This is a genomic window from Nocardia sp. NBC_01730, from assembly GCF_035920445.1.
In the GTDB taxonomy this organism is placed as follows: Bacteria; Actinomycetota; Actinomycetes; order Mycobacteriales; family Mycobacteriaceae; genus Nocardia.
Map to the genome: position 1 here is coordinate 6,569,784 of NZ_CP109162.1, position 24,421 is coordinate 6,594,204.

General features: G+C 68.7%; 21 protein-coding genes. 15 read left to right on the plus strand and 6 right to left on the minus strand.

The features are described 5' to 3' along the window. The first annotated feature begins 131 nt into the window (after positions 1 to 131). A complete protein-coding gene (purD, locus tag OHB12_RS27735) occupies positions 132 to 1,403 on the plus strand; it encodes a phosphoribosylamine--glycine ligase (RefSeq protein ID WP_327112138.1) in 1,272 nt (423 codons plus the stop codon). A gap of 33 nt (positions 1,404 to 1,436) precedes the next feature. Here the strand turns inward: purD and OHB12_RS27740 are convergent, their stop codons facing one another. Next, positions 1,437 to 2,402: a M23 family metallopeptidase gene (locus OHB12_RS27740; RefSeq protein WP_327112140.1), complete on the minus strand. Its 966-nt coding sequence runs from the start codon at positions 2,400 to 2,402 to the stop codon at positions 1,437 to 1,439. A 54-nt stretch (positions 2,403 to 2,456) separates the two neighbouring features. Here OHB12_RS27740 and OHB12_RS27745 point away from each other — a divergent pair, with 54 nt between their 5' ends. The 4 genes from OHB12_RS27745 (at position 2,457) to OHB12_RS27760 (ending at position 6,383) form a co-directional block, all read left to right on the plus strand. Then, positions 2,457 to 3,626 (plus strand): pyridoxal phosphate-dependent aminotransferase, encoded by a 1,170-nt coding sequence (locus OHB12_RS27745; protein WP_327112142.1) that lies wholly within the window; start codon positions 2,457 to 2,459, stop codon positions 3,624 to 3,626. 127 nt (positions 3,627 to 3,753) lie between these two features. Continuing rightward, positions 3,754 to 4,392: a TetR/AcrR family transcriptional regulator gene (locus tag OHB12_RS27750; RefSeq protein WP_327112144.1), complete on the plus strand. Its 639-nt coding sequence runs from the start codon at positions 3,754 to 3,756 to the stop codon at positions 4,390 to 4,392. A 74-nt stretch (positions 4,393 to 4,466) separates the two neighbouring features. Beyond that, positions 4,467 to 5,888 (plus strand): adenylosuccinate lyase, encoded by a 1,422-nt coding sequence (gene purB / locus OHB12_RS27755; RefSeq protein WP_327112146.1) that lies wholly within the window; start codon positions 4,467 to 4,469, stop codon positions 5,886 to 5,888. 72 nt (positions 5,889 to 5,960) lie between these two features. Continuing rightward, entirely contained in the window at positions 5,961 to 6,383 is a 423-nt protein-coding gene (locus OHB12_RS27760; protein ID WP_327112148.1) for an HIT family protein, read from the plus strand. 128 nt (positions 6,384 to 6,511) lie between these two features. Here OHB12_RS27760 and OHB12_RS27765 read toward each other — a convergent pair whose 3' ends face one another. Next, a complete protein-coding gene (locus OHB12_RS27765; protein WP_327112150.1) occupies positions 6,512 to 6,751 on the minus strand; it encodes a hypothetical protein in 240 nt (79 codons plus the stop codon). Between the two features lie 43 nt (positions 6,752 to 6,794). On the opposite strand from OHB12_RS27765, the gene OHB12_RS27770 reads away from it, so the two are divergent. Beyond that, the gene (locus OHB12_RS27770; RefSeq protein WP_327112152.1) at positions 6,795 to 7,025 is read left to right on the plus strand and encodes a hypothetical protein; all 231 of its coding nucleotides are present in this window, start codon (positions 6,795 to 6,797) and stop codon (positions 7,023 to 7,025) included. Between the two features lie 10 nt (positions 7,026 to 7,035). Further along, complete coding sequence (locus OHB12_RS27775; RefSeq protein WP_327112154.1) at positions 7,036 to 9,213, plus strand: S9 family peptidase; 2,178 nt, start codon at positions 7,036 to 7,038, stop codon at positions 9,211 to 9,213. Between the two features lie 14 nt (positions 9,214 to 9,227). On the opposite strand, the gene OHB12_RS27780 is transcribed toward OHB12_RS27775, so the two are convergent. After that, positions 9,228 to 9,833, minus strand: coding sequence for a MarR family winged helix-turn-helix transcriptional regulator (locus OHB12_RS27780; RefSeq protein ID WP_327112156.1), 606 nt, complete (start codon positions 9,831 to 9,833; stop codon positions 9,228 to 9,230). A 190-nt stretch (positions 9,834 to 10,023) separates the two neighbouring features. On the opposite strand from OHB12_RS27780, the gene OHB12_RS27785 reads away from it, so the two are divergent. Further along, on the plus strand, positions 10,024 to 10,725 hold the full coding sequence (locus OHB12_RS27785; RefSeq protein WP_327112158.1) for a DUF2334 domain-containing protein: 702 nt from the start codon (positions 10,024 to 10,026) through the stop codon (positions 10,723 to 10,725). A 183-nt stretch (positions 10,726 to 10,908) separates the two neighbouring features. Here OHB12_RS27785 and OHB12_RS27790 read toward each other — a convergent pair whose 3' ends face one another. After that, the gene (locus OHB12_RS27790) at positions 10,909 to 12,309 is read right to left on the minus strand and encodes a glutamate decarboxylase (RefSeq protein ID WP_327112159.1); all 1,401 of its coding nucleotides are present in this window, start codon (positions 12,307 to 12,309) and stop codon (positions 10,909 to 10,911) included. 516 nt (positions 12,310 to 12,825) lie between these two features. On the opposite strand from OHB12_RS27790, the gene OHB12_RS27795 reads away from it, so the two are divergent. Then, positions 12,826 to 14,181, plus strand: coding sequence for a dipeptidase (locus OHB12_RS27795; protein ID WP_327112161.1), 1,356 nt, complete (start codon positions 12,826 to 12,828; stop codon positions 14,179 to 14,181). A gap of 3 nt (positions 14,182 to 14,184) precedes the next feature. Here the strand turns inward: OHB12_RS27795 and OHB12_RS27800 are convergent, their stop codons facing one another. Next, positions 14,185 to 14,829: an MBL fold metallo-hydrolase gene (locus OHB12_RS27800; RefSeq protein ID WP_327112163.1), complete on the minus strand. Its 645-nt coding sequence runs from the start codon at positions 14,827 to 14,829 to the stop codon at positions 14,185 to 14,187. A 291-nt stretch (positions 14,830 to 15,120) separates the two neighbouring features. Here OHB12_RS27800 and purS point away from each other — a divergent pair, with 291 nt between their 5' ends. From purS to OHB12_RS27815, 3 genes are all read left to right on the plus strand, one after another. Then, entirely contained in the window at positions 15,121 to 15,357 is a 237-nt protein-coding gene (gene purS / locus OHB12_RS27805) for a phosphoribosylformylglycinamidine synthase subunit PurS (protein ID WP_327112165.1), read from the plus strand. Then, complete coding sequence (gene purQ, locus OHB12_RS27810; protein ID WP_327112167.1) at positions 15,354 to 16,031, plus strand: phosphoribosylformylglycinamidine synthase subunit PurQ; 678 nt, start codon at positions 15,354 to 15,356, stop codon at positions 16,029 to 16,031. Before purS ends, purQ begins: the two co-directional genes overlap by 4 nt. 408 nt (positions 16,032 to 16,439) lie before the next feature. Further along, positions 16,440 to 17,738, plus strand: a complete 1,299-nt coding sequence (locus OHB12_RS27815; RefSeq protein ID WP_327112169.1) for a M18 family aminopeptidase — start codon at positions 16,440 to 16,442, stop codon at positions 17,736 to 17,738. Here OHB12_RS27815 and OHB12_RS27820 read toward each other — a convergent pair. Next, positions 17,687 to 19,000: a glycosyltransferase 87 family protein gene (locus OHB12_RS27820; RefSeq protein WP_327112171.1), complete on the minus strand. Its 1,314-nt coding sequence runs from the start codon at positions 18,998 to 19,000 to the stop codon at positions 17,687 to 17,689. The genes OHB12_RS27815 and OHB12_RS27820 overlap by 52 nt on opposite strands. A 269-nt stretch (positions 19,001 to 19,269) precedes the next feature. On the opposite strand from OHB12_RS27820, the gene purL reads away from it, so the two are divergent. From purL to OHB12_RS27835, 3 genes are all read left to right on the plus strand, one after another. Continuing rightward, entirely contained in the window at positions 19,270 to 21,600 is a 2,331-nt protein-coding gene (purL, locus tag OHB12_RS27825) for a phosphoribosylformylglycinamidine synthase subunit PurL (protein WP_327112173.1), read from the plus strand. Between the two features lie 222 nt (positions 21,601 to 21,822). Further along, on the plus strand, positions 21,823 to 23,556 hold the full coding sequence (locus OHB12_RS27830; protein ID WP_442799865.1) for an alpha/beta hydrolase: 1,734 nt from the start codon (positions 21,823 to 21,825) through the stop codon (positions 23,554 to 23,556). Next, positions 23,553 to 24,197 carry a CPBP family intramembrane glutamic endopeptidase gene (locus OHB12_RS27835; protein WP_327112175.1) on the plus strand — a complete coding sequence of 215 codons (645 nt, stop codon included), beginning with the start codon at positions 23,553 to 23,555 and terminating at the stop codon, positions 24,195 to 24,197. Before OHB12_RS27830 ends, OHB12_RS27835 begins: the two co-directional genes overlap by 4 nt. Positions 24,198 to 24,421 lie beyond the last annotated feature (224 nt).

The following is a 24,421-nucleotide window of genomic DNA, read 5'->3' on the forward strand; positions in this document are numbered from 1 at the left end:
CACATCCTTCGGGTGCTCCGGTGTGATCGGTGCGGGTGGTGCGCGCCCACATCCGTTGTCTCCTTCCATAATCCCCTCGACCACGGCCGGTAGCGGCGCGGGCGGCAACCGGCTCGTTTAGGCTGTCTGCCGTGCGTGTACTCGTCATCGGTTCCGGAGCCCGTGAAGATGCCCTCGTCCTGGCGCTGCGCAGGGACCCCGCGGTAAGTGCGCTCTTCGCCGCCCCGGGCAATGCGGGCATCGCCCAGCACGCGCAGACCCATGTGGTCGACCCGTGCTCCGCGGAGGCGGTGGTCGGGCTGGCCGCAGAGCTGGCGGCCGACCTCGTCGTGATCGGACCCGAGGTTCCGCTGGTGCTCGGCGTCGCCGACGCGGTGCGCGCAGCGGGCATCGCCTGTTTCGGTCCATCGGCGGCGGCCGCCAGGATCGAGGGCTCGAAGGCGTTCGCCAAGGATGTGATGGCCGCGGCAGGTGTGCGCACCGCGCACAGCGAGGTCGTGGACAACCCGGCCGAACTCGACGACGCACTCGACCGCTTCGGCCCGACCTGGGTGGTGAAGGACGACGGACTGGCGGCGGGCAAGGGCGTCGTGGTGACCGCGGACCGCTCCGCAGCGCGCGATCACGGCGCCGAACTGCTCGAGCAGGGCCATCCGGTGCTGCTGGAATCGTTCCTGGACGGGCCGGAAGTATCACTGTTCTGCCTGGTCGACGGCGAGACGGTGGTTCCGTTGCTGCCCGCCCAGGACCACAAACGCGTCGGTGACGGCGACACCGGCCCGAACACCGGCGGCATGGGCGCTTACACGCCGCTGCCATGGCTGCCCAAGGCGATGGTCACCGCGATCGTCGACGATGTCGTGAAACCCGTTGCGGCTGAACTGGTTCGGCGTGACAGCGCGTTCTCCGGCCTGCTCTACGCCGGGCTCGCGATCGGCGCGGCGGGTCCCGCCGTCATCGAATTCAATTGCCGCTTCGGCGATCCCGAGACCCAGGCGGTGCTCGCGCTGCTGGCGAGTCCGCTCGGCGAACTGCTGAATGCCACCGCCACGGGCACGCTCGCGCAGGTCACCCCGCCGCGTTGGCGCGACGGTGCCGCGATCACCGTGGTGCTCGCCGCGGAGAACTACCCGGGCCGCCCCCGCCTCGGCGACGCTATCGCCGGGGCGGCGGAAGGCGCGCTCGACGAAGCCGCCACCGTCCTGCACGCCGGAACCGCGTTGCGCGAAGACGGCGCGCTGATCTCCGCGGGCGGCCGGGTGCTCAACGTCGTCGGCGTCGGTGCCGACCTCGCCGATGCTCGCGCACACGCCTATGGCCGCATCGCCGCGATCAAGCTGCCCGGCAGCCACTATCGCACCGATATCGGCCTGGCCGCTGTCGAGGACCGCATCACCGTCTGAAATCGAAGCGATGTCGGCGTCGCCGGTTCCGGCTCAGCCGAAGGTCAGACCGCGCAACGCCAGCCACTGCTGCGGGTCGACGTGCTGGCCGCCGACGATCACCTCGAAATGCAGGTGCGGGCCGGTCGAGTCACCACGGTTGCCCATGCGGGCGATCTGCATGCCCGCGGGCACTCGCTCACCAACCGAGACGAAGAAGTCGTACATGTGCCCGTACACGGTGACGCTGCCGTCGTCGTGCCGGATCCGCACCCAGAGGCCGAAGCCCTGGGCCGGGCCCGCGTCGATGACCGTGCCGTTGGCGACCGCGTAGATCGGGGTGCCGAGCGGGCCCGCGATGTCGATGCCGTTGTGGAATGTGCCCCACCGGGAACCGAAGCCGGAGGTGAGCATGCCGCGGGCGGGCAGAACGAAGCCGGAGATACCCGGTAGCGTTGCGGGCTGCACCGGCGCGCTTCCGGTCATCCACGGCTGGCGCGCACCGGCGACCGCGGCGGCCGCCTCGGCCTTGGCGCGTTCGAGAGTCGCTCGCGCGGCGGCGGTGACCACCGCCTGCTCGCGTAGCCGCTCACCGTTGGCGATCGCGTTCAGCAACCGGCGCACCGATGGCGGACTGTTCTGCATCTGCGGCGGATAGGCGACGGCGACGCGCTGAGCACTGCCGGGTGCCGGCGTGCGATCCGTGACCGTCCCCGCGAAAGACGTATCGCTCGCGGCGAACACCGCGGCAGCGGCCAGCCCGGCCAGCAGCACCTTGTGCGTGCGCACCAGCGCGAGCAGTTCCTCCCCGCTGGGCCGTCGCTGCCACATCTCGTGCGGGTCCGGCTTGCGTTCCGCTGGTGTCCGCCGTGCCCACAGGGAGTCCCCGGCTCCGAACAGTGTGCGTAGTCTCTGCTCGAAACGCTTTCGCACCCGCGCGCGCCGATCACGCGGAATGACTCCGATGCCACCCACTCCGCGCACTCGGTCGAGCCCGTCTCGTCGAGCTTTCTCAAGCATTACGCCGACCCTAACCCCGACCGCACGTCGACCGCGTGATCTACCGTCTGTCGAGTGTCCAGAGAATCTCGCCGGTCGACCATTCCCCCTTTCTACGTGATGGATGTCTGGAAAGCCGCCGCGGAACGGGCCAGAACCCACGGCGACGTGCTCGTACTCGCCGCGGGCCAGCCGTCGACACCCGCGCCCGCGCCGGTGCTGCGGGCGACCCGACTCGCGATCGAATCCGAATTGCTCGGCTATACCGAGACTTTCGGCATCCTGCCGATCCGCGAGGCGATCGCCGAGCACCATCGTGAGACTTACGGCTATCCGGTCGATCCGGACGACGTGGTGATGACGACCGGCTCGTCCGGCGCGTTCTCGCTGATCTTCCTTGCCGCGTTCGACCCTGGAGACACCGTCGTGGTCGCCCGCCCCGGCTATCCGGCCTACCGCAACACCCTCACCGCGCTCGGTTGCCGCGTGCTCGAGTTGGATTGCGGCGCCCACACCAGGTTCCAGCCGACCGCCGCCATGCTCGAAGCCCTGCCGGAACCACCCGCGGGCCTGGTCGTGGCCAGCCCCGCCAACCCGACCGGCACGATGATCGCCCCCGCCGAGTTGGCCGCACTGGCCCGCTGGTGCGAGGAACACGGCACCCTGCTGATCTCCGACGAGATCTACCACGGCATCACGTACGACAGCGCCGGCGCGGACAGCAAGACCTCCTCGGCGTGGGAGACCTCGCGGGAATCGGTGGTGATCGGCTCGGTCTCCAAGTACTTCTCGATGACCGGCTGGCGACTGGGCTGGATGCTGGTGCCGAGTGGACTGCGCCCCGCGTTGCAGCGTCTGGCGTCGAATCTGACCGTCTGCCCGCCCGCCATCTCGCAGTACGCGGCGCTGCACGCGTTCGGCGCGGAGGCCAAGGCGGAGCTCGACGGGCACGTCCGGCGTTACGCGGTGAACCGGCGGTTGCTGCTGGACGGGCTGCCGAAGCTCGGCATCACCGACCTGGCTCCCGCCGATGGCGCCTTCTACGCCTACGCCGACATCGGCCATCTCACCGACGACTCCCGCACGTGGTGCACGGAAGTGCTCGACCACATCGGCGTCGCGCTCGCGCCCGGCGTCGACTTCGACACCGTGAACGGACATCGCACGGTGCGCTTCTCGTTCGCGGGAGCCACGGAGGACATCGAAGCGGCGCTGTTGCGTCTAGGGCACTATCTCGGTGCGTGATCCGCCTGTCGAGCAACAACTTTCCGCAGTTCGACACCGTGGCCGCGCGGATGCGGTAAAACAACCTTGATTGCTTTCCTCGCTGATTTCCCCTGGAAGAACTGATGACGACTGGCACGATGGCACGGTGATCACCGCGACGACCCCGAAAGGCGAACGGCGTCGCCAGGCGCTGGTATCAGCTGCCGCCGAGTTGCTGCTCGAAGGCGGATTCGACGCGGTGCGGCATCGCTCGGTCGCGACGCGCGCTGACCTACCTCTGGCGTCCACCACCTACTACTTCGACTCCTTGGACGATCTGATCGCGCGGGCGGTCGAGTTCAGCGGCGACGCGGAGCTGGACGCGATGCGCCGCAGAGTCGGCGAGGTGAGCCACCGCCGCCGCGGTGCGGAGGCCACTGTCGACCTGGTGCTCGACCTGCTGGTGGGGACCGACGGACCCGACGAGATCGCGCGCGGCCACCTGATCGCCCGCTACGAGCGCTCGGTGGCCTCGGCGCGCCACCCGGAGCTACGGGAGGTGCAGCTCCGACTGCGCGCCCAGCTGGACGAGCTGCTGGCCGACGTGCTGCGCCGGTCCGACCGGATGGTGCGGCCGGAGCAACTGCGCAGGCTGGTCGCGGTGGTGGACGGAGCCGTCGTCGCGGCGCTCACCGAAATGGATCCCGAACCGCGCCGGATGGCCCGCGGCGCGCTCCTCGAGGTGATCGACGTAGTCGCACCGGCGACGCCCCAGCAAGTAGATCGGTTCCGGGCACTAGACTGACCGGACGTGAGGGAGCGAACCATCGACACAGCGTCCGAGGGCACGACGGAGCCGAGCGTCAGCGAGGCACAGTCGTGACTCTCGTCCCCAACGTCCTCGCCACCCGTTACGCCAGCCCCGAGTTGGTGCACCTGTGGTCGCCGGAATACAAGATCGTGCTCGAGCGGCGGTTGTGGCTGGAGGTGTTGCGGGCGCAGTCCGAACTGGGCATCGAGGTGCCCGAGGGTGTCGTCGCCGACTACGAGCGGGTGCTTGACCAGGTCGATATCGCTTCGATCGCCGAACGCGAGCGGGTCACTCGCCACGACGTGAAGGCCCGCATCGAGGAGTTCAACGCTCTTGCCGGACATGAGCATGTGCACAAGGGCATGACCAGCCGCGATCTCACCGAGAACGTGGAGCAGTTGCAGATCCGGCTTTCGCTCGAGCATGTGCACGCGCACGGTGTCGCGATCGCCGCGCGGTTGGCCGAACGCGCCGCCGAATATCAGACGCTGGTGATGGCGGGCCGCTCGCACAATGTCGCCGCCCAGGCCACCACTCTCGGCAAGCGGTTCGCCTCCGCCGCCGACGAACTGCTGATCGCGCTGACCCGGCTGCGTGAGTTGATCGACCGCTACCCGCTGCGCGGGATCAAGGGCCCGATGGGCACCGCGCAGGACATGCTCGACCTGCTCGGCGGCGACCCGGCCAAGCTGGCGCGGATGGAGCAGCAGGTGGCCAGGCATCTCGGGTTCGCCACCGTGCTCACCAGCGTCGGCCAGGTGTATCCGCGTTCGCTCGACCACGACGTGCTCTCCGCCCTGGTGCAGGTCGGCGCCGGTCCCTCGTCGTTCGCGCACACCATCCGACTCATGGCCGGGCACGAGCTGGTCACCGAGGGCTTCCAGCCGGGGCAGGTGGGCAGCTCGGCGATGCCGCACAAGATGAACACCCGCTCCTGTGAGCGGGTCAACGGCCTGCAGGTGGTGCTGCGCGGCTACGCCTCGATGGCGGCCGAGCTGGCGGGCGCGCAGTGGAACGAGGGCGATGTGTTCTGCTCGGTGGTGCGCCGCGTCGCGCTACCGGACGCCTTCTTCGCCATCGACGGGATGATGGAAACGTTCCTCACCGTCCTCGCCGAGTTCGGCGCCTACCCAGCCGTCGTTTCCCGCGAGCTGGACCGCTACCTGCCCTTCCTCGCCACCACTCGCATCCTCATGGCGGCGGTCCGCACCGGCGTCGGCCGCGAAACCGCGCACGAGGTCATCAAGGAGCACGCTGTCGCTGTCGCCCTCGCCATGCGGGAGCAGGGCCGCGAGCCCGACCTCTTGGACCGTTTGGCCGGCGACAGCCGCCTCCCGCTCGACCGAGCTGCCCTCGACGCCGCGCTGTCCGACAAGTCCGCCTTCGTCGGCGCCTCCGACGCCCAGGTTGCCGACGTAGTGGGCCAGGTTCAGAAACTGGTCGACCGCTATCCCGACGCGGCTCGCTACACGCCGTCTCCAATCCTGTAGCGGGGCTGGGGCTTTCGCCGCGAAGTCGATCGTAGCCCGCCACACCACAAATGAACATCTAGGCTGCTGCTCGTGAATCCGTACACGATTTTCGCCGATATCGTTGCTGGTCGAGCGCCTGCGAGCACGGTGTACGAGGACGATGATGTGCTGGCGTTCATGGACATTCGGCCGATGACGCCAGGGCATCTGCTGGTGGTGCCGAAGGTGGCGGCGCGCAGTCTCGCGGAGCTCGATCCCGCGATCGGTGGAAAGTTGTTCCAGGTGGGACAGCGACTCGCCGCGGCGCTGCGGGCCAGCGAAGTGGGGTGCGACGGAGTCAACTTCTTTCTCGCCGACGGGGTGACGGCGGGCCAGGAGGTGTTCCACGTGCACCTGCACGTCATCCCGCGGACGCCGGGCGACGGATTCGGGCTGCGCGGTCGCCCGACCAGCCCGCGCCGCGCCGACCTGGACTATCTCGCGGGCTCGATTCGCGGCGCACTAGCGGATTGACCCGCTGTACAGCCCGCGAGCGGCACACTGTTGCGGCGTCGGCCGAGTAGGTCCTCCACGGTGTGCCACTCGTCGGCACCGAGGTAGCGGCGGATGGGGACGAGTGCAGCGGTTGATGGATCCGCGGGCTAGCGTGCGACTGCGGTTGTCGTCCAGCTCGGGTAGTCGCTGTAGCCCTCGGCGGTACGCCCGTAGAGCATCTCCTCGCGGATCGGGGCAAGCGGGAGATCGTGCCGGATGCGATGGACGAGGTCGGGGTTGGCGATGAACGACCTGCCGAAGGAGACCAGATCGGCGAGCCCGGTGCGCAGCACGTTTTCCGCGCCGGCCGCCGTCGTCGGGTCGCGATTCTCGCCGATGTTGGCCACCAGTGCGCCGTGCCACCGCGGCCGCAGGTCGCCGAGTGCGTGGTTGTCGAGGAAATCGTTCGCCGCGGGCCTGCACAGCGAGACCATCGGCGAGCTGCTGCCGTGTATCCACGACCTGGATGGCACCCCGAACGCGCTGGCGACGCCGTTCCTGGTGGAGAGGCTCACCGAGGAACTCGCGCGGATCGACCAGGCAATGCATGATCGGCGTCGGACGAGCGACATGTTGGACGGCATCATCCAGGCTGCGGGCGGCGAGGCGCCCGAACAGTAGGGTGGACGCCATGGCTCTCGACAGCGGAACGATCTCCGAACCCGGCAACGGCACTCCCGTCGTAGCGGCGCCGATCGCCAAGACGGTCCCCACCGAGCGGGTGCACCACGGCGACCTGTTCGTCGACGAGTACGAGTGGCTGCGGGACAAGGAGAACCCCGACGTCATCGCCCACCTGGAGGCGGAGAACGCCTACACCGAGGCGCGGACCGCGCACCTGGACACGCTGCGCGACGCGATCTTCGACGAGATCAAGGCGCGCACCCAGGAGACCGATCTGTCCGTGCCGTCCCGCATGGGCGACTACTGGTATTACTCGCGCAGCTTCGAAGGCAAGCAGTACGGCGTGCACTGCCGGTGTCCGATCGCCTCCGACGTCGAGGGCATCGACGCGTGGACGCCGCCGCAGCTGGAAGCGGGAACCGAGGTTCCGGGGGAACAGGTGCTGCTCGACAGCAACGTGCTGGCCGAGGGCCACGACTTCTTCTCGCTCGGCGCGTACTCGTTCAGCCACGATGGCAATTGGCTCGCCTATTCGGTGGACAACGTCGGCGACGAGCGCTACGTGCTGCGGTTCAAGGACCTGCGCACCGGCGAGTTGCTCGGCGACGAGATCGCCGGCACCGCGCCGGGCGCTACCTGGTCGCTGGACGGCACGCATGTCTTCTACCAGACGGTCGACGAGTCGTGGCGACCCGACACCGTGTGGCGGCACCGGCTCGGCAGCACGGAGCCCGATGTCAAGGTGTTCCACGAGCCAGACGAGCGGTATTGGGTGAGCATCGGCGCGACCCGCTCGGAGAAATACCTGATGATCTCGGTCAACTCGAAGATCACCAGCGAGGCCTTGGTACTCGAATCCGATGATCCCGAGGGCGAATTCCGCGTGCTGCTGCCGCGCCGCGAGGGCGTCGAGTATTCCGCGGAGCACGCCGTGATCGGCGGCGAGGACCGGTTCCTGATCTGGCACAACGGCGTCGTGGACGGGGTGAAGGCGGAGAACTTCGTCCTCGCCGACGCGCCGGTCGACGACCCGTCGAACATGACGCTGCTGCTCGGACACCGCGACGACGTGCGGCTCGAGGAGGTCGACCCGTTCCGCGATCACCTGGTGCTCAGCTACCGGCGCGAGGCGCTGACCCGGATCGCGGTGTGGCCACTGACCGAATCCGGCTATGGCGAGCGCCGCGAACTCGCGTTCGACCTGGAACTCTTCGCGGTCGGCATGGGCTCCAACCCGGAATGGGCTCAGCCCACCCTGCGCATCGGCCTGACCTCGTTCATCACACCGATGCGGGTGTTCGACTACGTCCCCGCGACCGGCGATCTGCTGCTGCGCAAAGAGCAGCCAGTGCTCGGCGGTTTCGACGCAAACGACTATGAACAGCACCGGGACTGGGCGATGGCCGAGGACGGCACCCGGATTCCCATCTCGCTGGTGCGGAAGAAGGACGCCGCGGCCGATGCGCCGAAACCATTGCTGCTCTACGGTTACGGCTCCTACGAGGCGAGCATCGACCCCTCGTTCTCGGTCTCGTCCCTGTCGCTGCTGGACCGCGGCATGGTTTTCGCGGTCGCGCATGTGCGCGGCGGCGGTGAGATGGGCAGGCTCTGGTACGAGAACGGCAAGACGCTCACCAAGAGGAACACCTTCACCGACTTCGTTTCCTGCGCACGGCATCTCGTCGACACCGGCATCACCGCGGCGGACCGGATGGTCGCCGACGGAGGTAGTGCTGGCGGTCTGCTCGTCGGCACGGTGGCGAACCTGGCGCCCGAGCTGTTCGCGGGCATCCTGACCAACGTCCCGTTCGTCGATCCGCTCACCTCGATCCTCGACCCGTCGCTCCCGCTGACCGTCATCGAATGGGACGAGTGGGGAAACCCGCTGGCGGACAAGGACGTCTACGAGTACATGAAGTCCTACTCGCCGTACGAAAACGTCGTGTCCAAGGACTACCCGGCGATCCTGGCCATCACCAGTCTGAACGATACCCGTGTGCTCTACGTCGAGCCCGCGAAGTGGGTCGCCAAGCTGCGTGCCACCAAGACCGGCGACGCGCCGCTGCTGCTCAAGACGGAGATGAGCGCAGGGCACGGCGGCGTCAGCGGGCGCTACGAGAAGTGGAAGGAAGTGGCGTTCGAGTACGCCTGGGTGCTCGACACCGTGGGGCTCGCCGGCGCGTAGGCACGTTCGTCCCGTCATCCGGTGGCGGTCGGGAACAGGAGTTTGCCGAGCAGAGCGGTGAGTCGACGCCGCTCGCTCGGCGACAACGCGGCGAAGGTGTCGTCGAGAAAAGCGGGCACCGCCGACTCCGCGCCGCGGAGCCGTTTGCGCCCGGTGTCGGTGAGGGTGACGGCGTAGGACCGGCGGTCGCGGGGATTGCGCTCGCGCCGGATGTGACCCGACTGCTCGAGGTCGTCACAGAGGGTCACCATCACGCTGCGGTCGATGCGCAGTTCCTCGCTCAAGGTCTGCTGTGCGCAGGCGCCGACGGCCTCCAGCATCTTCAACACCAGATGCTGCGCCGACCGGCCGCGACCGGCAGCGCTGGCACTTCGTGGTGGTGACCGAGCCCCGCACGCCGCAGGGTCGTGGCCGACATCTTCCGCAGGTCGCTCGCGCTCGGCGGCGGGCAGCCACTGACCGGCGCCGACGTGCGCCGCATGCAGGTCGATCCCGGTGCGATGGACCGCATCTTCGGCGGACTGCGGTATCTCGCCGAGAACATCCACCGCGTCCCCGCGATCGTGATCCCGGCTGTCGAAGGTCGGACCGATCGCGCCTCGGTGGCGGTCCAAAGTCATGCTCGCGGCATTCATCCCGCTGGCATACACGATCGGCACCGACTTCAAGCCGGCCGTGCGCGTCCCGCGCGAGCAGGTTCTGCACTGGGACCGGTGGTAGCGGCGCGCTCGACCGAGGCGTGTCGGAGTGTTCGTCGCGTGGTCATGCGGGCTGCATGTCGAGGACATGTGCCGCTCGCACCGTTGATTCATGAACGCTGAGCTGATCGTGTCGGTTTCCGGGATCAGGGACACCAACCGTGGCACGGCGATGGAATTCGCCGAGGAGATGGATCGCCGCGGCGTGCCGCTCTCGCTGCTGGTCGCGCCGCGGCTGAAGGGCAAATACCGGCTGGTCGACGACCCGGCGACGCAGGCGTGGTTGCGCGGGCGCCGGGCCCGCGGTGACGCTATCGTGCTGCATGGCTACGACCAGGCGGCCACCAAGCCGCGACGCGCCGAATTCGCCGCCCTGCCCAGGCACGAGGCGCGATTGCGGCTGACCGCCGCCGACCGAGTGATGGAGCAGGTCGATCTGCGCACCCGCCTGTTCGCGGCTCCGCGCTGGGATGCCTCGACAGGCGCGCTGGACGCGCTGCCGGAGGTCGGCTTCCGGCTCGCGCTCGGCCTCACTTCGATCTTCGACCTGGAGCGTGACATGGCACAGAAATCCCGGGTGTACGGCATCGGTGAGGGTCTCCGTGCGGAGCCGTGGTGGTGCCGCGCCCTGGTAATGGGCGCCGCCCGCGCCGCCCGTCGCGGCGGCGTGCTGCGCCTCGCCGTCTCCGCCGCACAGCTGGACCGTTCCGGTCCGCGCCAGGCAATGCTCGACGCCGTCGACCTTTCGCTGTTCCACGGTGCGCTCGGCCACACCTACCGCTGGGAGCCGTATCCGGCCGCCCGAGCCGCATGAATGAGCCGTGGTGGCAGGTGTGGTCGCCACCCGTTACCGGTCGGCACCGTGTGTGCGCCCGATCGGCGCCGCCGCCCGCGAATGGCCTAATCGGGCGGCGGCGCGCCGGTCGCTAGGCGGCTGCCTCGCCTTCGCTCGGCCCGGTGTGGGCTGCGGGCGGACTTCTTCGTCCGGCTGCGCCCATCATGCGGGCGGGATCTTCGCGTCCGGTACGGCGGCTGTCGCGTCGTGCGTGAAGCCACCCGCCTCCGCGCGGGTGAGCGAGGTCGAAAACGGTCGTCGCTCCAGCTGTTTCATGCAGCGGATCAGGTCTTCGAGCAGCAGGTCGGCCATGTCGACGGTGAAGCCGTGCCGGATCACCGCGCGCATGATCGTTTCGTCGTCCCGGTCCGGGGGTAGCGGATACGCGGCTATCAGCCAGCCCCTGGTGCGCAGGCGGTCGGACAGATCGTAGAGGTTGAATCCGGGATCGCTGGTCAGCCGCCAGCACACCGCGGTGATGCCGCGCTGCGGATCGCCGTCGTGGATCATCTCGAAGACCCCCAGCCTGCGCAGTCCGGCGGCCAAGTGCTGTGCCACCCGGTAGATGGTGGACTGCACCCTGGCGTAGCCGGTCCGGCCCAACCGGATGAAGTCGTAGTACTGCGTGATCGCCTGGCCGCCGGGGCGGGAGAAATTGAGGTTGAAAGTGGCCATGCTTCCGCCGAGATAGTCGACGTTGAAGATCAGCTCCTCGGGCAGATCGCCCGCCTCGCGCCAGATCGCCCAGCCCGAGCCGAGCGGCGCGAGCCCGGTCTTGTGGCCGGAGGAGTTGATCGACTTGACCCTGGGCAGCCGGAAGTCCCAGACCAGGTCGGGCGCGGTGAATGGGGCGAGGAAGCCGCCGCTGGCGGCGTCGACGTGGATTGGGATGTCGAGGCCGCTGGTCTGTTGCAGTGTGTCCAGTGCCGCGCTGATCCCGGCAACATCCTCGAACAGGCCGGTGAAGGTCTGACCGAAGGTGGGCACGACCATGATGGTGTTCTCGTCGCAGTGAGCGGCGACGTCGTCCGGGTGCATGGTCAGTCGGTCGCCGCGCAGCGGGATCTGCCGGATCTCGACGTCGAAATAGCGTGCGAACTTCTCCCAGCAGACCTGAACCGGCCCGCAGACGAAGTTGGGCGTCCCGGAGCCGCCGCCGCGCTTGCGCCAGCGGAACTTGGCCGCGAGCCCGCCGAGCATGGCCGCCTCGCTCGACCCGGTCGTCGAGGTTCCGTGCGTGGTGGCCGGGTCCGGCGCACGCCACAGGTCGGCGACCATCCGGACGCCGCGCCGCTCCAGCTCGGCGGTCTGCGGGTATTCGTCCTTGTCGACGATGTTCTTGTCCAGGCATTCGGCCATCAGCCTGCGCGCCTGGTCGTCCACCCAGGTGGTGCAGAAGGTGGCCAGGTTCATCCTGGCGACGCCGTCGAGCATCAGCTCGTCGTGGACGATCTCGTAAGCGGCCTGGGGAAGCATCTCGCTCGCCGGAAATCCGCCCTTCGGCGCGGTCCGGCTGAGGCCGGGCAGAGCGAACAGGTCGTCGGGTCCTTCGGTGTCGGGCATGGATACGGCCTCCCGATTCGGCTCGTTGGTGTGCCTGGGCGGGTGCCGGAATCGGTAGGCCGAAACCGGCTGCGCTTGCCGTGCATTCATTGACCATCGAGGATGCCGACTGGTTGCCGGCGCCTGGTGGCTCCAGCTTGACACAATGCGGGGTCGGCGCGGCTGAGTTCTTGTATTCGCAGGTCGGACCAGTTCGGTATCGGCCGCTCGGCCCGTGGATTCGACTGAAGGACCGATCGGTTTGCGTTGTTGCCAACCGCGCCGACGCACTCGACGGCCACTGGACAGCAGATGGCGCGCAGCTCTCATGGAGTGCTGGCGGACCCGCTCGGCAACCACGGCGGGATCGTCTGCGAGGATCTATCGTCTCTGCTGATCGAGGCAACGGGGCGAGCGGTCCGAGCAGTCGCCCGGTGACAACCGGGGTGGTTGGCGGCAGGCTGTAGCCGCACGGAACGGATCGGCACCTGTCCACCGGACATGACAGTCGACGACGCGAAGAATCGAGGCGCGGGCATGATCGACGATCAACGCACCGCGGCGCTGCGCGAGCAGGTCGCCGGGTTGATGCCGCAAGCGAAAACCGATCTGGCCCAGCTCGTTTCGCTCAGGTCGGTGGCCGACCCCAAACAGTTTCCGCAAGAAGAGTGTGAGCGAGCGGCGCAGTGGGTGGCCGACGCCTTCGCCGCGGCGGGACTGACCAGGGTCGGTCTGCACGAAACACCCGACGGCAGTAAGGCCGTCATCGCCGCGCGCCCTGCGCCGGATGGCGCGCCGACGGTGCTGCTGTACTGCCATTACGACGTCCAGCCGCCGATGGACGAAGCGGCCTGGCGTACCCCGCCGTGGGAGCTGACGGAGAAGAACGGGCGGTGGTACGGGCGCGGCAGCGCCGACTGCAAGGGCAACATCATCATGCATCTCACGGCGTTGCGCGCGCTCGGCGCAGATCTGCCGCTCGGGGTGACCCTGGTCGCCGAGGGCTCCGAGGAGCAGGGCACCAGGGGACTGGAGCTTTTCGTCGAGGCCAATCCGGATCTCTTGCGGGCGGACGCGATTCTGATCGGCGACTGCGGCAACTTCGCGGTCGGCGTGCCGACCCTCACCGAGACATTGCGCGGCGGCGTGAATGTTGTGGTCACCATCGAAACCCTCGCGGGGGCCATGCATTCCGGCATGTTCGGCGGCCCGGCCCCGGACGCGCTGGCCGCACTGATCCATCTGCTCGCCTCGCTGCGCGACGAGCGCGGCAACACCACCGTCGCCGGACTGCCGAACGAGCAGGTCTGGCCGGGCGTCCAGTATCCGAGCGAGCAGTTCCACGCCGACGCGGGCGTCCTCAGCGGTGTCGACCTGACCGGCGACGGCACCGTCGCCGACATGCTCTGGGCGCGACCGGCTTTGACGGTGCTCGGCATCGACGCACCACCGGTGGTCGGTTCCTCCGCCGCGATCCCGCCGATCGCCCGCGCCCGCCTGAGCCTGCGCATCCCGCCGGGGACCGATCCGGGCCGGGCGCACGAAGCGCTCATCGCGCACCTGGAGGCGAACACGCCGTGGCACGCGAAGTTGACGGTCGAACTCGAAGGCATCGCCGCCCCATTCCGTTCCGGCACCGGCGGGCCTGCCCGCGCTGCGATGGAGGCGGCGCTGGCCGCGTCCTACGGTCGCCCCGCGACCACACAGGGCCAGGGCGGATCCATCCCGCTGTGCAACGTCTTCGCCGACACCTACCCGGGCGCGGAGATCATGCTGCTCGGGGTCGAGGAACCGGCATGCCTCATCCACGCGCCCAACGAGAGCGTGGACCCGAAGGAGATCGAGCGCATGGCGCTCGCCGAGGCGCTGTTTCTGGCGACCTACACCGGGTAACGGCTACAGCTCGGTGGCGTCCTCCGGTTCGAGCACCCGGAATTCGGTTCCGGCGGGCGCCATTTCGGCGAGGCGGCCGAAGTAGATGCCCTGCGCCTCCGGCACGATGATGCCGAAATGGATAGGCAAGGCGGTGCGCGGATTGACCGCGCGCACGTAGTCGACGGCCTCACTGACTCGCATCCACGGCGCGGCGGCGGGCGCGGCCAGCACGCCGACCGGGACCGGAGGCACCCACAGCGAGTCGCCCGGGTGGACAAGCTGAGCAGGATCGTCCGGAGTGCCCAGCTGAAAGACGGTGTTGTCGATCACCGGGATCTCGGGGTGGATGACGGCATGCCTGCCGCCGCCCCCGGTGATCTGGAGATCGCCGAGCGTGAGCACGTTGCCCGCGTGCACCGCCTCCCACTGCCCGCCGCGTTGCTGGGCCGTCTGCGGGTCGGACAGCAGCCGGGCGCCGGGGTTGGCCTCGACGAGCGCGTCGATCCGGTTCGGGTCGATGTGGTCGGGATGCTGGTGGGTGACAGCGATCGCGTCCAGGCCCGTGAGGCCCTCGAAACCGTGCGAGAAAGTGCCCGGGTCGAACAGAATCTTCTTGCCGCGCAGCTCGACGAGGAGACAGGAGTGACCGAAGTGGGCTATGCGCATTCCGCGATGCTAGTGCTGTGTTGAATTTGCCGCGCCTTCGCGCGGCGTGTTCGCGGCCCCCCGCAGTCTCGCATCCGACCATCCGCGACTCGCGACTACGTCGCATGCGCTGCGGACGGCCGGATGCGAGACGGGCCGCGAACGGCGCTCGTAAGACTCGCGCTGTGTTTGCGGACTTGCGCTGTGTTCTCGGCGACACGACGGGTTATTTTGTCCGACCCCGCGGATGCCGCTCGCGACCAGCACAACTAGGCTGCTCAGGTAACCCCCCAACCACTTGAGGAGCAACGCGTGGCACGAGTCGTGGTCGAGGTGATGCCGAAGGCCGAGATCCTGGATCCCCAGGGACAAGCCATCGTCGGCGCGCTCCCGCGCCTGGGATTCGAGGGCATCTCGGATGTGCGTCAGGGCAAGCGATTCGAACTCGACATCGATGACAGCGTCGACGACGAGGCGCTCGAGCAGATCGCCGAATCGCTGCTGTGCAACACGGTGATCGAGGAGTGGAAGGTGGTCCGCCTCTCATGACCGCGCGTATCGGGGTCGTCACGTTTCCCGGCACGCTCGACGATGTCGACGCCGCTCGGGCGGTGCGCCTGGCGGGTGCCGAGGCGGTCAGCCTGTGGCATGCCGACGCCGACCTGAAGAGCGTCGACGCGGTCGTCGTGCCCGGCGGCTTCTCCTACGGTGACTACCTGCGCGCCGGCGCTATCGCCCGGTTCGCCCCGGTGATGGGTGAGGTGGTGCGCGCGGCGACCGCGGGCCTGCCGGTGCTGGGTATTTGCAACGGCTTTCAGGTGTTGTGCGAGGCCGGGTTGCTGCCCGGCGCGCTCACCCGCAACGAGGGTCTGCACTTCATCTGCCGCGACGAATGGCTGACGGTGGAATCGGTGTCGACGGTGTGGACCTCCCGCTACGAGCCGGGCGCCCAGATCCTGGTCCCCCTCAAGTCCGGCGAGGGCCGCTACCAGGCCTCGGCCACCGTGCTCGATGAGCTGGAGGGTGAGGGCCGGGTGGTCTTCCGCTACGCGAGTGCGAACCCGAACGGTTCGCAGCGCGGCATCGCGGGTGTCGCGTCGGCCAACGGTCGCGTCGTCGGCCTGATGCCGCACCCCGAACACGCCACCGAGCCGCTGACCGGCCCGAGCGATGACGGCCTCGGCCTGTTCCTCTCGGTGCTGGACACTTTGGTCTCCGCTTAGTCTGCCGCCGATCGCGTATCGGGTGATTCGGTCGACGATGTCGAACTCGACGCCATCGGCCCGCGCGATGTAGCCGTGTTCGATCGCGGAAGAGGAGCCCGCGGAGCAGGAGTTGCGCGCGAATCGGTGCGCGCCGATACGCCGAACTCCTGCGATTGCTGGAAAACGTTTCTGTTGCGCCGGAGTAAGCTGTCGCAGGCTGATTCATCCGATGAAGGTACGGAGTGCATGATTCGGCATAGACCGCCCATTCCTGACGGCATGAATTAATCGACCGGATGAACGAATCGGCCGAATTGTCGGATTGTGGGCAAATGTGGCCAGGAGTCGCCCGAGCTACGCGCCGGACGGCTTTCGTCCCGGGGCGGTGCGTCGGTCCTGAGGCCCCGTTTGCCTAGGATCGCAGGCATGCCCGTTTCCACCACCGACGCCACGGCCACCGCGCTGTGCGCGTTCATCGATGAGTCGCCGTCGCCGTTCCATGTCTGCCGAACAGTCGCCGGCGAACTGGACGCTCGCGGCTTCACCCGGCTCGTCGAGTCGCAGCCCTGGCCCTCGGACGCACCGAGCAGGCACTACGTGGTGCGCGGCGGATCGCTGGTCGCCTGGGCCACGGCGGACTCCTCGGGTGCGACCCCGTTCCGGGTGGTCGGCGCACACACCGACAGTCCCAACCTGCGCGTCAAGCAGCACCCGGACCTGGTCTCCGCGGGCTGGCAGCTGGTCGGCCTGGAGCCCTACGGCGGCGCGTGGCTGAATTCCTGGCTGGATCGTGAGCTCGGCGTCTCTGGGCGGCTGAGCGTGCGCGAAGGAAACACGGTGCGCGAGCGGCTGGTTCGCATTGACGAGCCGATCCTGCGGGTGCCGCAACTGGCCATCCACCTCTCCGAGGACCGCAGAGGCGTCACGCTGGACCCGCAGCGTCATGTCAACGCGGTGTGGGGCGTCGGGTACGAGTCGGACGCGTTCCTGGATTTCGTGGCAGGCCGCGCCGAGGTCGACCCGGACGAGGTGCTCGGCTGGGAGCTGATGACCCATGACCTGACGCCGAGCAGGCTCGTCGGGCGCGACCAGGATCTGGTGAGCGCACCACGCCTGGACAACCAAGGCACCTGCTTCGCGGGACTGCGGGCGTTTCTCGCGGCGATCGACGAGCCGGGCGCGGCCATCCCGGTACTGGCCATGTTCGACCACGAGGAGGTCGGCAGCCAGTCCGATCGCGGAGCGCAGTCGGATCTGCTTCCCACCGTGTTGGAACGCATCGTGCTCGCGCGCGGCGGCGGACGCGCCGACTATCTGGCCGCGTCGGCCGGTTCGGTGTGCGCGTCCGGCGACATGGCGCACGCGACGCACCCGAACTACCCGGAGCGGCACGAGCCCGCGCACCGGATCGAGGTGAACGGGGGACCGGTGCTGAAGGTCAACCAGAACTTGCGTTACGCCACCGACGCGGCGGGCGCGGGAGCGTTCGCGCTGGCCTGCGCGCAGGCCGGAGTTCCGTTGCAACGCTACGTGCATCGCGCCGACCTACCCTGCGGCTCCACCATCGGCCCGATGACCGCGGCCCGCACCGGCATGCCGACGGTCGACGTCGGGGCGCCGCAGCTGGCGATGCACTCGGCGCGTGAGCTGATGGGCGCGGCGGATGTCCCGGCCTACGCGGCGGCGCTGGCCGCCTTCCTCACACCTGAGGTCACGGGGCGGTAGGTGGCGACCGCGATCACGAAGACCCCGAGGGTGGCCAGCACGTAGCTGCTTCCGATGATCTGCTGCCACCATGCCCAGTCCAGCTCGCGGTCGGTGGAGTGCGGCAGCAGCCAGTGCGGGCCGATCAGGAGTAACACGGTGAACGCCGCGACGGTACTGATCAGACGGGGCCCGCGCCTGCCGCGCACCATCGTGTCAGCGGTGACCACCAGCGCGGGCGCGATCCATACCCAGTGGTGCGACCAGGACACCGGTGAGACCAGCAGCACGGCGGCGGCGTTCACCAGCAGCGCCGCGACGGTGGCGCCCGCGCCGATCAGCCTGCGCATCCACACCGCGGCGAGGGCGACGGCGATCAGCGAGAGCGAGATCCACAGCAGGGTGGCCACCGAATTGGTGACGCCTAGACGGAATGTCATCCCTTTGATGGACTGGTTGCCCGCGAAATAGGGCGGGCCGATCCGGTCGGTGTCGGCGAGGGCGTGGAACCAGTACTCCGCCGAGTCGCTCGGGAACAGCACGAATCCGATGCCGACCGCCGCGATCGCGGACACGATGAGCGTGCCTGCCGCCTTCCAGTCCTTGCGAATCAGGAAGTACAGCAGATATCCGGCTGGGATCAGCTTCACCGACACCGCGATGCCGATCAGCATGCCACGCGGCCACGACGGCTTGCGCACCAGGCAATCCAGTGTGATCGCGGCCATCAGCACCAGATTGATCTGGCCGAAGCCGAACGTCTGGCGGATCGGCTCGAAGAACTGCGCCAGTGCTACCGCGCCGATGACCGATGTCAGGGCGGCCGGCCTGGACAGTTCAGGGCGGATGCGCGCGAGCACCAGCCACACCGTGATACCCAGACTCAGTACGGAACTGGCGACCACCAGGACCTCGGCGATCGGCAGCGGCATCAGGGCAAGCGGAGCGAAGAGCAGAACGGCCAGCGGGGGATAGGTGAACGGCAGCCCGATTCCGAGGACGGGCGGCATCGGGCCGTACAACTCGCGACCGTCCAGCCAGGCCTGGGCGCCGTTGCGATAGACCCGGAGATCGATGAAGCCGTGCCACCAGTGCGCCAGCAGCGAGACGAGCGCTGACACCGCGAATAGCGCAATGGCGGCAATCAGCCAGCGCACCTGAGGCGACGAAAGGTTCAGCGATGCGGTGCGGGTGGTAGACGTGGAATCCGCGCTCCCGGCGCGAGCGGCGTCGGCGGCGACCGGTTGCTCACCCGGATTCGCAACCCCCGATCCTTCTTTCACCGGCTCAGAGTAGCCGGTCGGTTCGGCCGCCCGGCCGGTTGACCCGCATGGCTACGTCCACCCGACATGCCGCGGGGGTGGTCACGGACCATGGCCGGTGCCGCTGCCGCGCCCTCAGCTGCGCGGCGCCCACCCCCTGCCTCTAGACTTACCCACAGGCATCTCGCCGCAACCCAGTGACAACGCTCGTCGCTTCGCTGAGTTCGCCCACCCCGCCGGCTCCGCCGGCTTGCCGACCCCCTGCCCGGCCGAAAGGACCCTGGTACTCCGTGACTCCGCAGGTCGACACCGTCAGCGCAGCCGCAGCAAACCCCGATGTGTCGCAACCCCACAAAGAACTAGGCCTCAAGGACGACGAGTACGCCCGCATCAAGGAAATCCTTGGTCGCAGGCCGACCGACGCCGAGCTTGCGATGTACTCCGTCATGTGGAGCGAGCACTGCTCCTACAAGTCTTCGAAGGTGCACCTGCGTTACTTCGGCCAGACCACCACGGACGAGATGCGCAAGTCCATGCTCGCCGGTATCGGCGAGAACGCGGGCGTGGTCGACGTCGGCGATGGTTGGGCGGTCACCTTCAAGGTGGAGAGCCACAACCACCCCTCCTACGTCGAGCCGTACCAGGGCGCGGCCACCGGGGTCGGCGGCATCGTGCGCGACATCATGGCGATGGGCGCGCGTCCGATCGCGGTGATGGACCAGCTGCGCTTCGGTGCGGCGGACGCGGCCGACACCCGTCGCGTGGTGGACGGCGTGGTGCGCGGCGTCGGCGGCTACGGCAACTCACTCGGCCTGCCGAACATCGGGGGCGAGACCGTGTTCGACGCCTCCTACCAGGGCAATCCGCTGGTGAACGCGCTGTGCGCAGGCGTGATGCGGGTCGAGGACCTGCACCTGGCCTTCGCCTCCGGGACCGGCAACAAGATCATCCTGTTCGGCGCGCGCACCGGCCTGGACGGCATCGGCGGCGTTTCGGTACTCGCCTCGGACACCTTCTCCGATGAATCGGATCCGGCTTCGGAAGGGTCGCTTGCGGGCCCCGACCGGCAGCGCAGCCGCAAGAAGTTGCCCTCGGTGCAGGTCGGTGACCCGTTCACCGAGAAGGTGCTCATCGAGTGTTGTCTCGAGCTGTACGCGGCGAAGCTTGTCGTCGGCATCCAGGACCTCGGCGGCGCCGGATTGTCCTGCGCCACTTCCGAGCTCGCGGCCGCTGGTGACGGCGGCATGCACATCGAACTGGACAAGGTTCCGCTGCGCGCGGCCAACATGACCCCCGCCGAGGTGCTCTCCAGCGAATCGCAGGAGCGCATGTGCGCGGTGGTCAGCCCGGAGAACGTGGACGCGTTCATGGCTGTTTGCCGCAAGTGGGACGTGCTGGCCACCGTGATCGGCGAGGTCACCGACGGCGACCGGCTCGTGGTCACCTGGCACGGCGAGACCGTCGTCGACGTGCCGCCGCGCACCGTCGCGCACGAGGGCCCGGTGTACGAGCGCCCGGTTCAGCGCCCCGACGGGCAGGACGCGTTGATCGCCGACACCCCCGACAAGCTGACCCGGCCGAAAACCGCCGATGAACTGCGCGCCACGCTGCTGCAGATGATCTCCAGCCCGCAGCTGTGCAGCCGCAAGTGGATCACCGAGCAGTACGACCGCTACGTGCGCGGCAACACCGTGCTCGCCGAGCACGCCGACGCGGGCGTCATCCGGATCGATGAGGCGACCGGCCGCGGCATCGCACTGGCTACCGACGCCTCCGGCCGCTACACCAAGCTGGACCCCTACACCGGTGCACAGCTCGCGCTGGCCGAGGCATTCCGCAATGTCGCCACCACCGGCGCGACTCCGAAGGCGGTCACCAACTGCCTCAACTTCGGTTCGCCGGAGGACCCGGGCGTGATGTGGCAGTTCCAGCAGGCCGTGCGCGGTCTCGCGGATGGCTGTGTGGCGCTGGGCATTCCGGTCACCGGCGGCAATGTGAGCTTCTACAACCAGACCGGCCGGACCGCGATCCTGCCGACCCCGGTGGTCGGCGTGCTCGGTGTGCTCGACGACGTGCACCGCCGCATTCCGAACGGGCTCGGCCTGGAGCCGGGCGAGACGCTGATCCTGCTCGGCGATACCCGCGACGAGTTCGGCGGCTCCATCTGGTCGCAGGTCGCGCACGACCACCTCGGCGGCGTCCCGCCGCGGGTCGACTTCGCCCGCGAGCAGTTGCTCGCCGAGGTCCTCACCGCCGGTTCGCGCGACGGCATGATCAGTGCGGCGCACGACCTTTCGGAGGGCGGGCTCGCACAGACCATCGTCGAGGCCGCGCTGGCCGGTGAGACCGGTTGCCGCATCCTGCTTCCCGAGGATGCCGACCCGTTCGTCATGCTGTTCTCCGAGTCGACGGGCCGGGTGCTCGTTGCCGTGCCACGTTCGGAGGAGACCAGGTTCACCCGCATGTGCACCGCCCGCGAACTGCCGTGGGTGCGCATCGGCGTGGTCGACCAGGGGTCGGATTCGGTCGAGGTGCAGGGCCAGTTCTCGATCACCATGGACGAGTTGCGTGCCGCGCACGAGGGCACACTGCCGAAGCTGTTCGGCGCAGGCACTATCTGAAAGCGCTTGCTGGAACGCCGACCTGGGCGAGCCCGGATCCCTCGACTGCCGGGCCCGCCCAGGTGCGTGGTCAGGCGACGGATGGGGGTAGTTGCCGTGCCTTGGCAGATGGCCTCCGCGGTGGTGTTCTCCGCCGTCGCGCGGTGTGATCCCTGTCGACGGCGTCCGTGTCGCGGCCGGGCAACGTGTCGGGCCGTCCGTGGCGACCGCCATACTGGTCGAGTGCTGGAGACCGCCACGACCATGCAGAGGCTGCGTAAGCGCGGCATCGGGGTCGTCCGGCGCGCCGAGGAGATCATCGACCTGAACTACGTCGGCCTTGTGGTCGCGACGGTATTTTTCGCGCTGTCGGTGACGCCGTCGCTGCTGCCGCGTGACTGGCTGTTCCAGGGGTTGATCAGCGGGGTCAACGCCGCGCTCGGGTACGGCGTCGGCTGTCTGCTGGAATGGTTGTTCCGGCTGTGGGTGCGGCCGCGGCTGAAGATTCCCGCGCCGCCCACCTGGGTGCGCTACGCAGTGAAGTCGGCCATCCTGTTCACCGCCGCGCTGAGCGCCGCGCTCATGCTCGTGCAGTCGGCACGCTGGCAGCGCGAGATCACCGCGCTGATGGGCATGGAGGGCACCACCACGCCCGCCTACCTGCGCACGGGTCTGCTGAGCGTGGCGATCGGCGCCGCGGTGGTCGCGGTGTACCGGACGGGGCGCGAGATCATCCTGTTCGTGGCTCGTCTGCTCAACCGGTGGGTGCGGGTGCCGCGTGAACTGGCGCCGGCGGCGGGGTTCCTCGTGCTGGTCGTGCTGGCCGTGACGATCTTCAACGGCGTGGCCTCGCGGGCGTTCTTCGCGGTGGCCAACTCGGCGTTCAGCGTGCGCAACGACCACAACTCGGAGAACGCGGTCCAGCCGCGGCAGCCGGAGCGCTCGGGCAGCCCGGCCTCGCTGGCGAAATGGGAGACACTCGGGTTCGAAGGTCGGTGGTTCGTCTCCCACGGCCCCACCGCGAGTCGCATCACCTCGGTCACCGGCAGGCCGGCCGAGGAACCGATCCGGGCCTACGTCGGTCTGGAATCCGCAGGAGATGGCGAGGAACAGGCCGAGCTGGCGGTGTCCGAGCTGGAACGGACCGGAGCGTTCGACCGGAAGGTGCTCGTGGTGGTCACCACGACCGGGACCGGGTGGGTGAACTCCATGGCGACCGGCGCGATCGAGTACATGTACGGCGGCGACACCGCCATCGTGGCCACGCAGTACTCGTATCTGCCCAGTGTGCTGTCGTTCCTTGCCGACCGTGGCAAGGCGACGGCCGCGGGTAAGCGCCTGTTCGACGCGGTGTACCTGCACTGGACGGCGCGACCGCCGCAGCTGCGGCCGAAGCTGCTGGTGTATGGGGAGAGCTTGGGTTCGGAGGGGTCCGAGGCCGCGTTCGACGGTTTGGCCGATCTGCGGACCAAGGTGGACGGCGCGCTGTGGGTCGGCCCGCCGAACTCGAACCGCTTATGGAAGCAGTTCGTTTCGCGCCGCGATCCGGGCTCGCGCGAGGTCGAGCCGCTGTACGCGGACGGGCTCGTCGTCCGGTTCGCCTCCGACAGCGCCGATCTGGCGCGGCCCTCGTCGGAATGGCGGCCGCCGCGCATCGCGTACCTGCAACACGCCTCCGACCCGATCGTCTGGTGGTCGCCGGATCTGATCTTCTCGCAGCCGGATTGGCTGTCCGAGCCGCGTGGGTCGGACGTGTCTTCGCAAATGCGCTGGTGGCCGTTCGTGACGTTCTGGCAGGTCGCCGCCGATCTCACCAACGCTCAGGGCGTCACCGACGGTCACGGGCACCGCTATGGCAGCCTGGTGCTTGACGGCTGGGCGGCCATCGCGGCGCCACCGGACTGGACCGCGGAGATCTCCGAGCGGATCCGGGTCGAGCTGGAGGCCGCGGAGGACTACGAGCGGACGATCAAGTGAGCCGCCTGCGTGTCGCGGGAACGGCCGCGGCTGTTGCCGTTCCGCTGGCCTGGAGCAACTGGGTGCTGCCCCGGCTCGGGCTCGGCATCCGTGGCCGGACCGCCGCCAACGCGGGTTTCGCCACCGGATACGCGCTGGCGCTGCACGGCAGGCCGAACTGGTGCGCGTCGCGTGGTGTGCGCTACGGGTTGGTCTCGGCCTCGGTGGTCGCCGCCGGTTACGCTGCGACCCTTGCCATTCCGTCGGTGCGGCATCGTCTGGGGGAATTCGCCGATCGGAGTCCTGAGGTGTCGGCCGCGGAGTGGGTTGCCGTGCACATCCCGATCGGCACCGTCTACAGCGAGGAACTCGTCTTCCGCGCCACCTTGGATCCCCTACTGGACAAGACTTTCGGCACACGAGTCGGTGCGCTGCTCGGCGCGGCGACCTTCGGGCTGTGGCATATTGCGCCCGCGCGTGCGGCGGGTGACAGTGTGCCCGCCACCATTGCCGCGACCTCGGTGGGCGGCTTCGTGCTCGGCCGACTGCGCCGTCGCGCCGAGAGCGCCACAGCCCCGGCTTTCCTGCATCTGGCCGTCAATGCCGGTGGAGCGGCCGCTTCTCGGCTCGCCCGTCGTCTCGGTTCGTTCCGCAGGGGCTGAACCGGAGCGACGGCGTTCGATATCGAGGACCGTTCGGTAGTCGGGTCCGCTCGCTGTCGTGCTGGTTTCGTCATCGTGCGGGAACGTGGGCGGCGATCAGATCTCCGCAGGTCTGCCGGGTCCTGACCGTGCACGCCGCAGCGGCGCACTCAGTCGTATCAGGCGGGGTCGTGTCTGAGCGTGGTCGGCGGTCGGCCGACGTTGTGCGGAATTCGGTCATAGGT

Coding starts and splice junctions, on each gene's coding strand:
- OHB12_RS27775 (WP_327112154.1), top strand. CDS start 7,036: ATGGCTCTCGACAGCGGAACGATCTCCGAACCCGGCAACGGCACTCCC.
- purQ (WP_327112167.1), top strand. CDS start 15,354: ATGACCGCGCGTATCGGGGTCGTCACGTTTCCCGGCACGCTCGACGAT.
- OHB12_RS27785 (WP_327112158.1), top strand. CDS start 10,024: ATGAACGCTGAGCTGATCGTGTCGGTTTCCGGGATCAGGGACACCAAC.
- OHB12_RS27795 (WP_327112161.1), top strand. CDS start 12,826: ATGATCGACGATCAACGCACCGCGGCGCTGCGCGAGCAGGTCGCCGGG.
- OHB12_RS27815 (WP_327112169.1), top strand. CDS start 16,440: ATGCCCGTTTCCACCACCGACGCCACGGCCACCGCGCTGTGCGCGTTC.
- OHB12_RS27740 (WP_327112140.1), bottom strand. CDS start 2,402: ATGCTTGAGAAAGCTCGACGAGACGGGCTCGACCGAGTGCGCGGAGTG.
- OHB12_RS27790 (WP_327112159.1), bottom strand. CDS start 12,309: ATGCCCGACACCGAAGGACCCGACGACCTGTTCGCTCTGCCCGGCCTC.
- OHB12_RS27780 (WP_327112156.1), bottom strand. CDS start 9,833: ATGACTTTGGACCGCCACCGAGGCGCGATCGGTCCGACCTTCGACAGC.
- OHB12_RS27800 (WP_327112163.1), bottom strand. CDS start 14,829: ATGCGCATAGCCCACTTCGGTCACTCCTGTCTCCTCGTCGAGCTGCGC.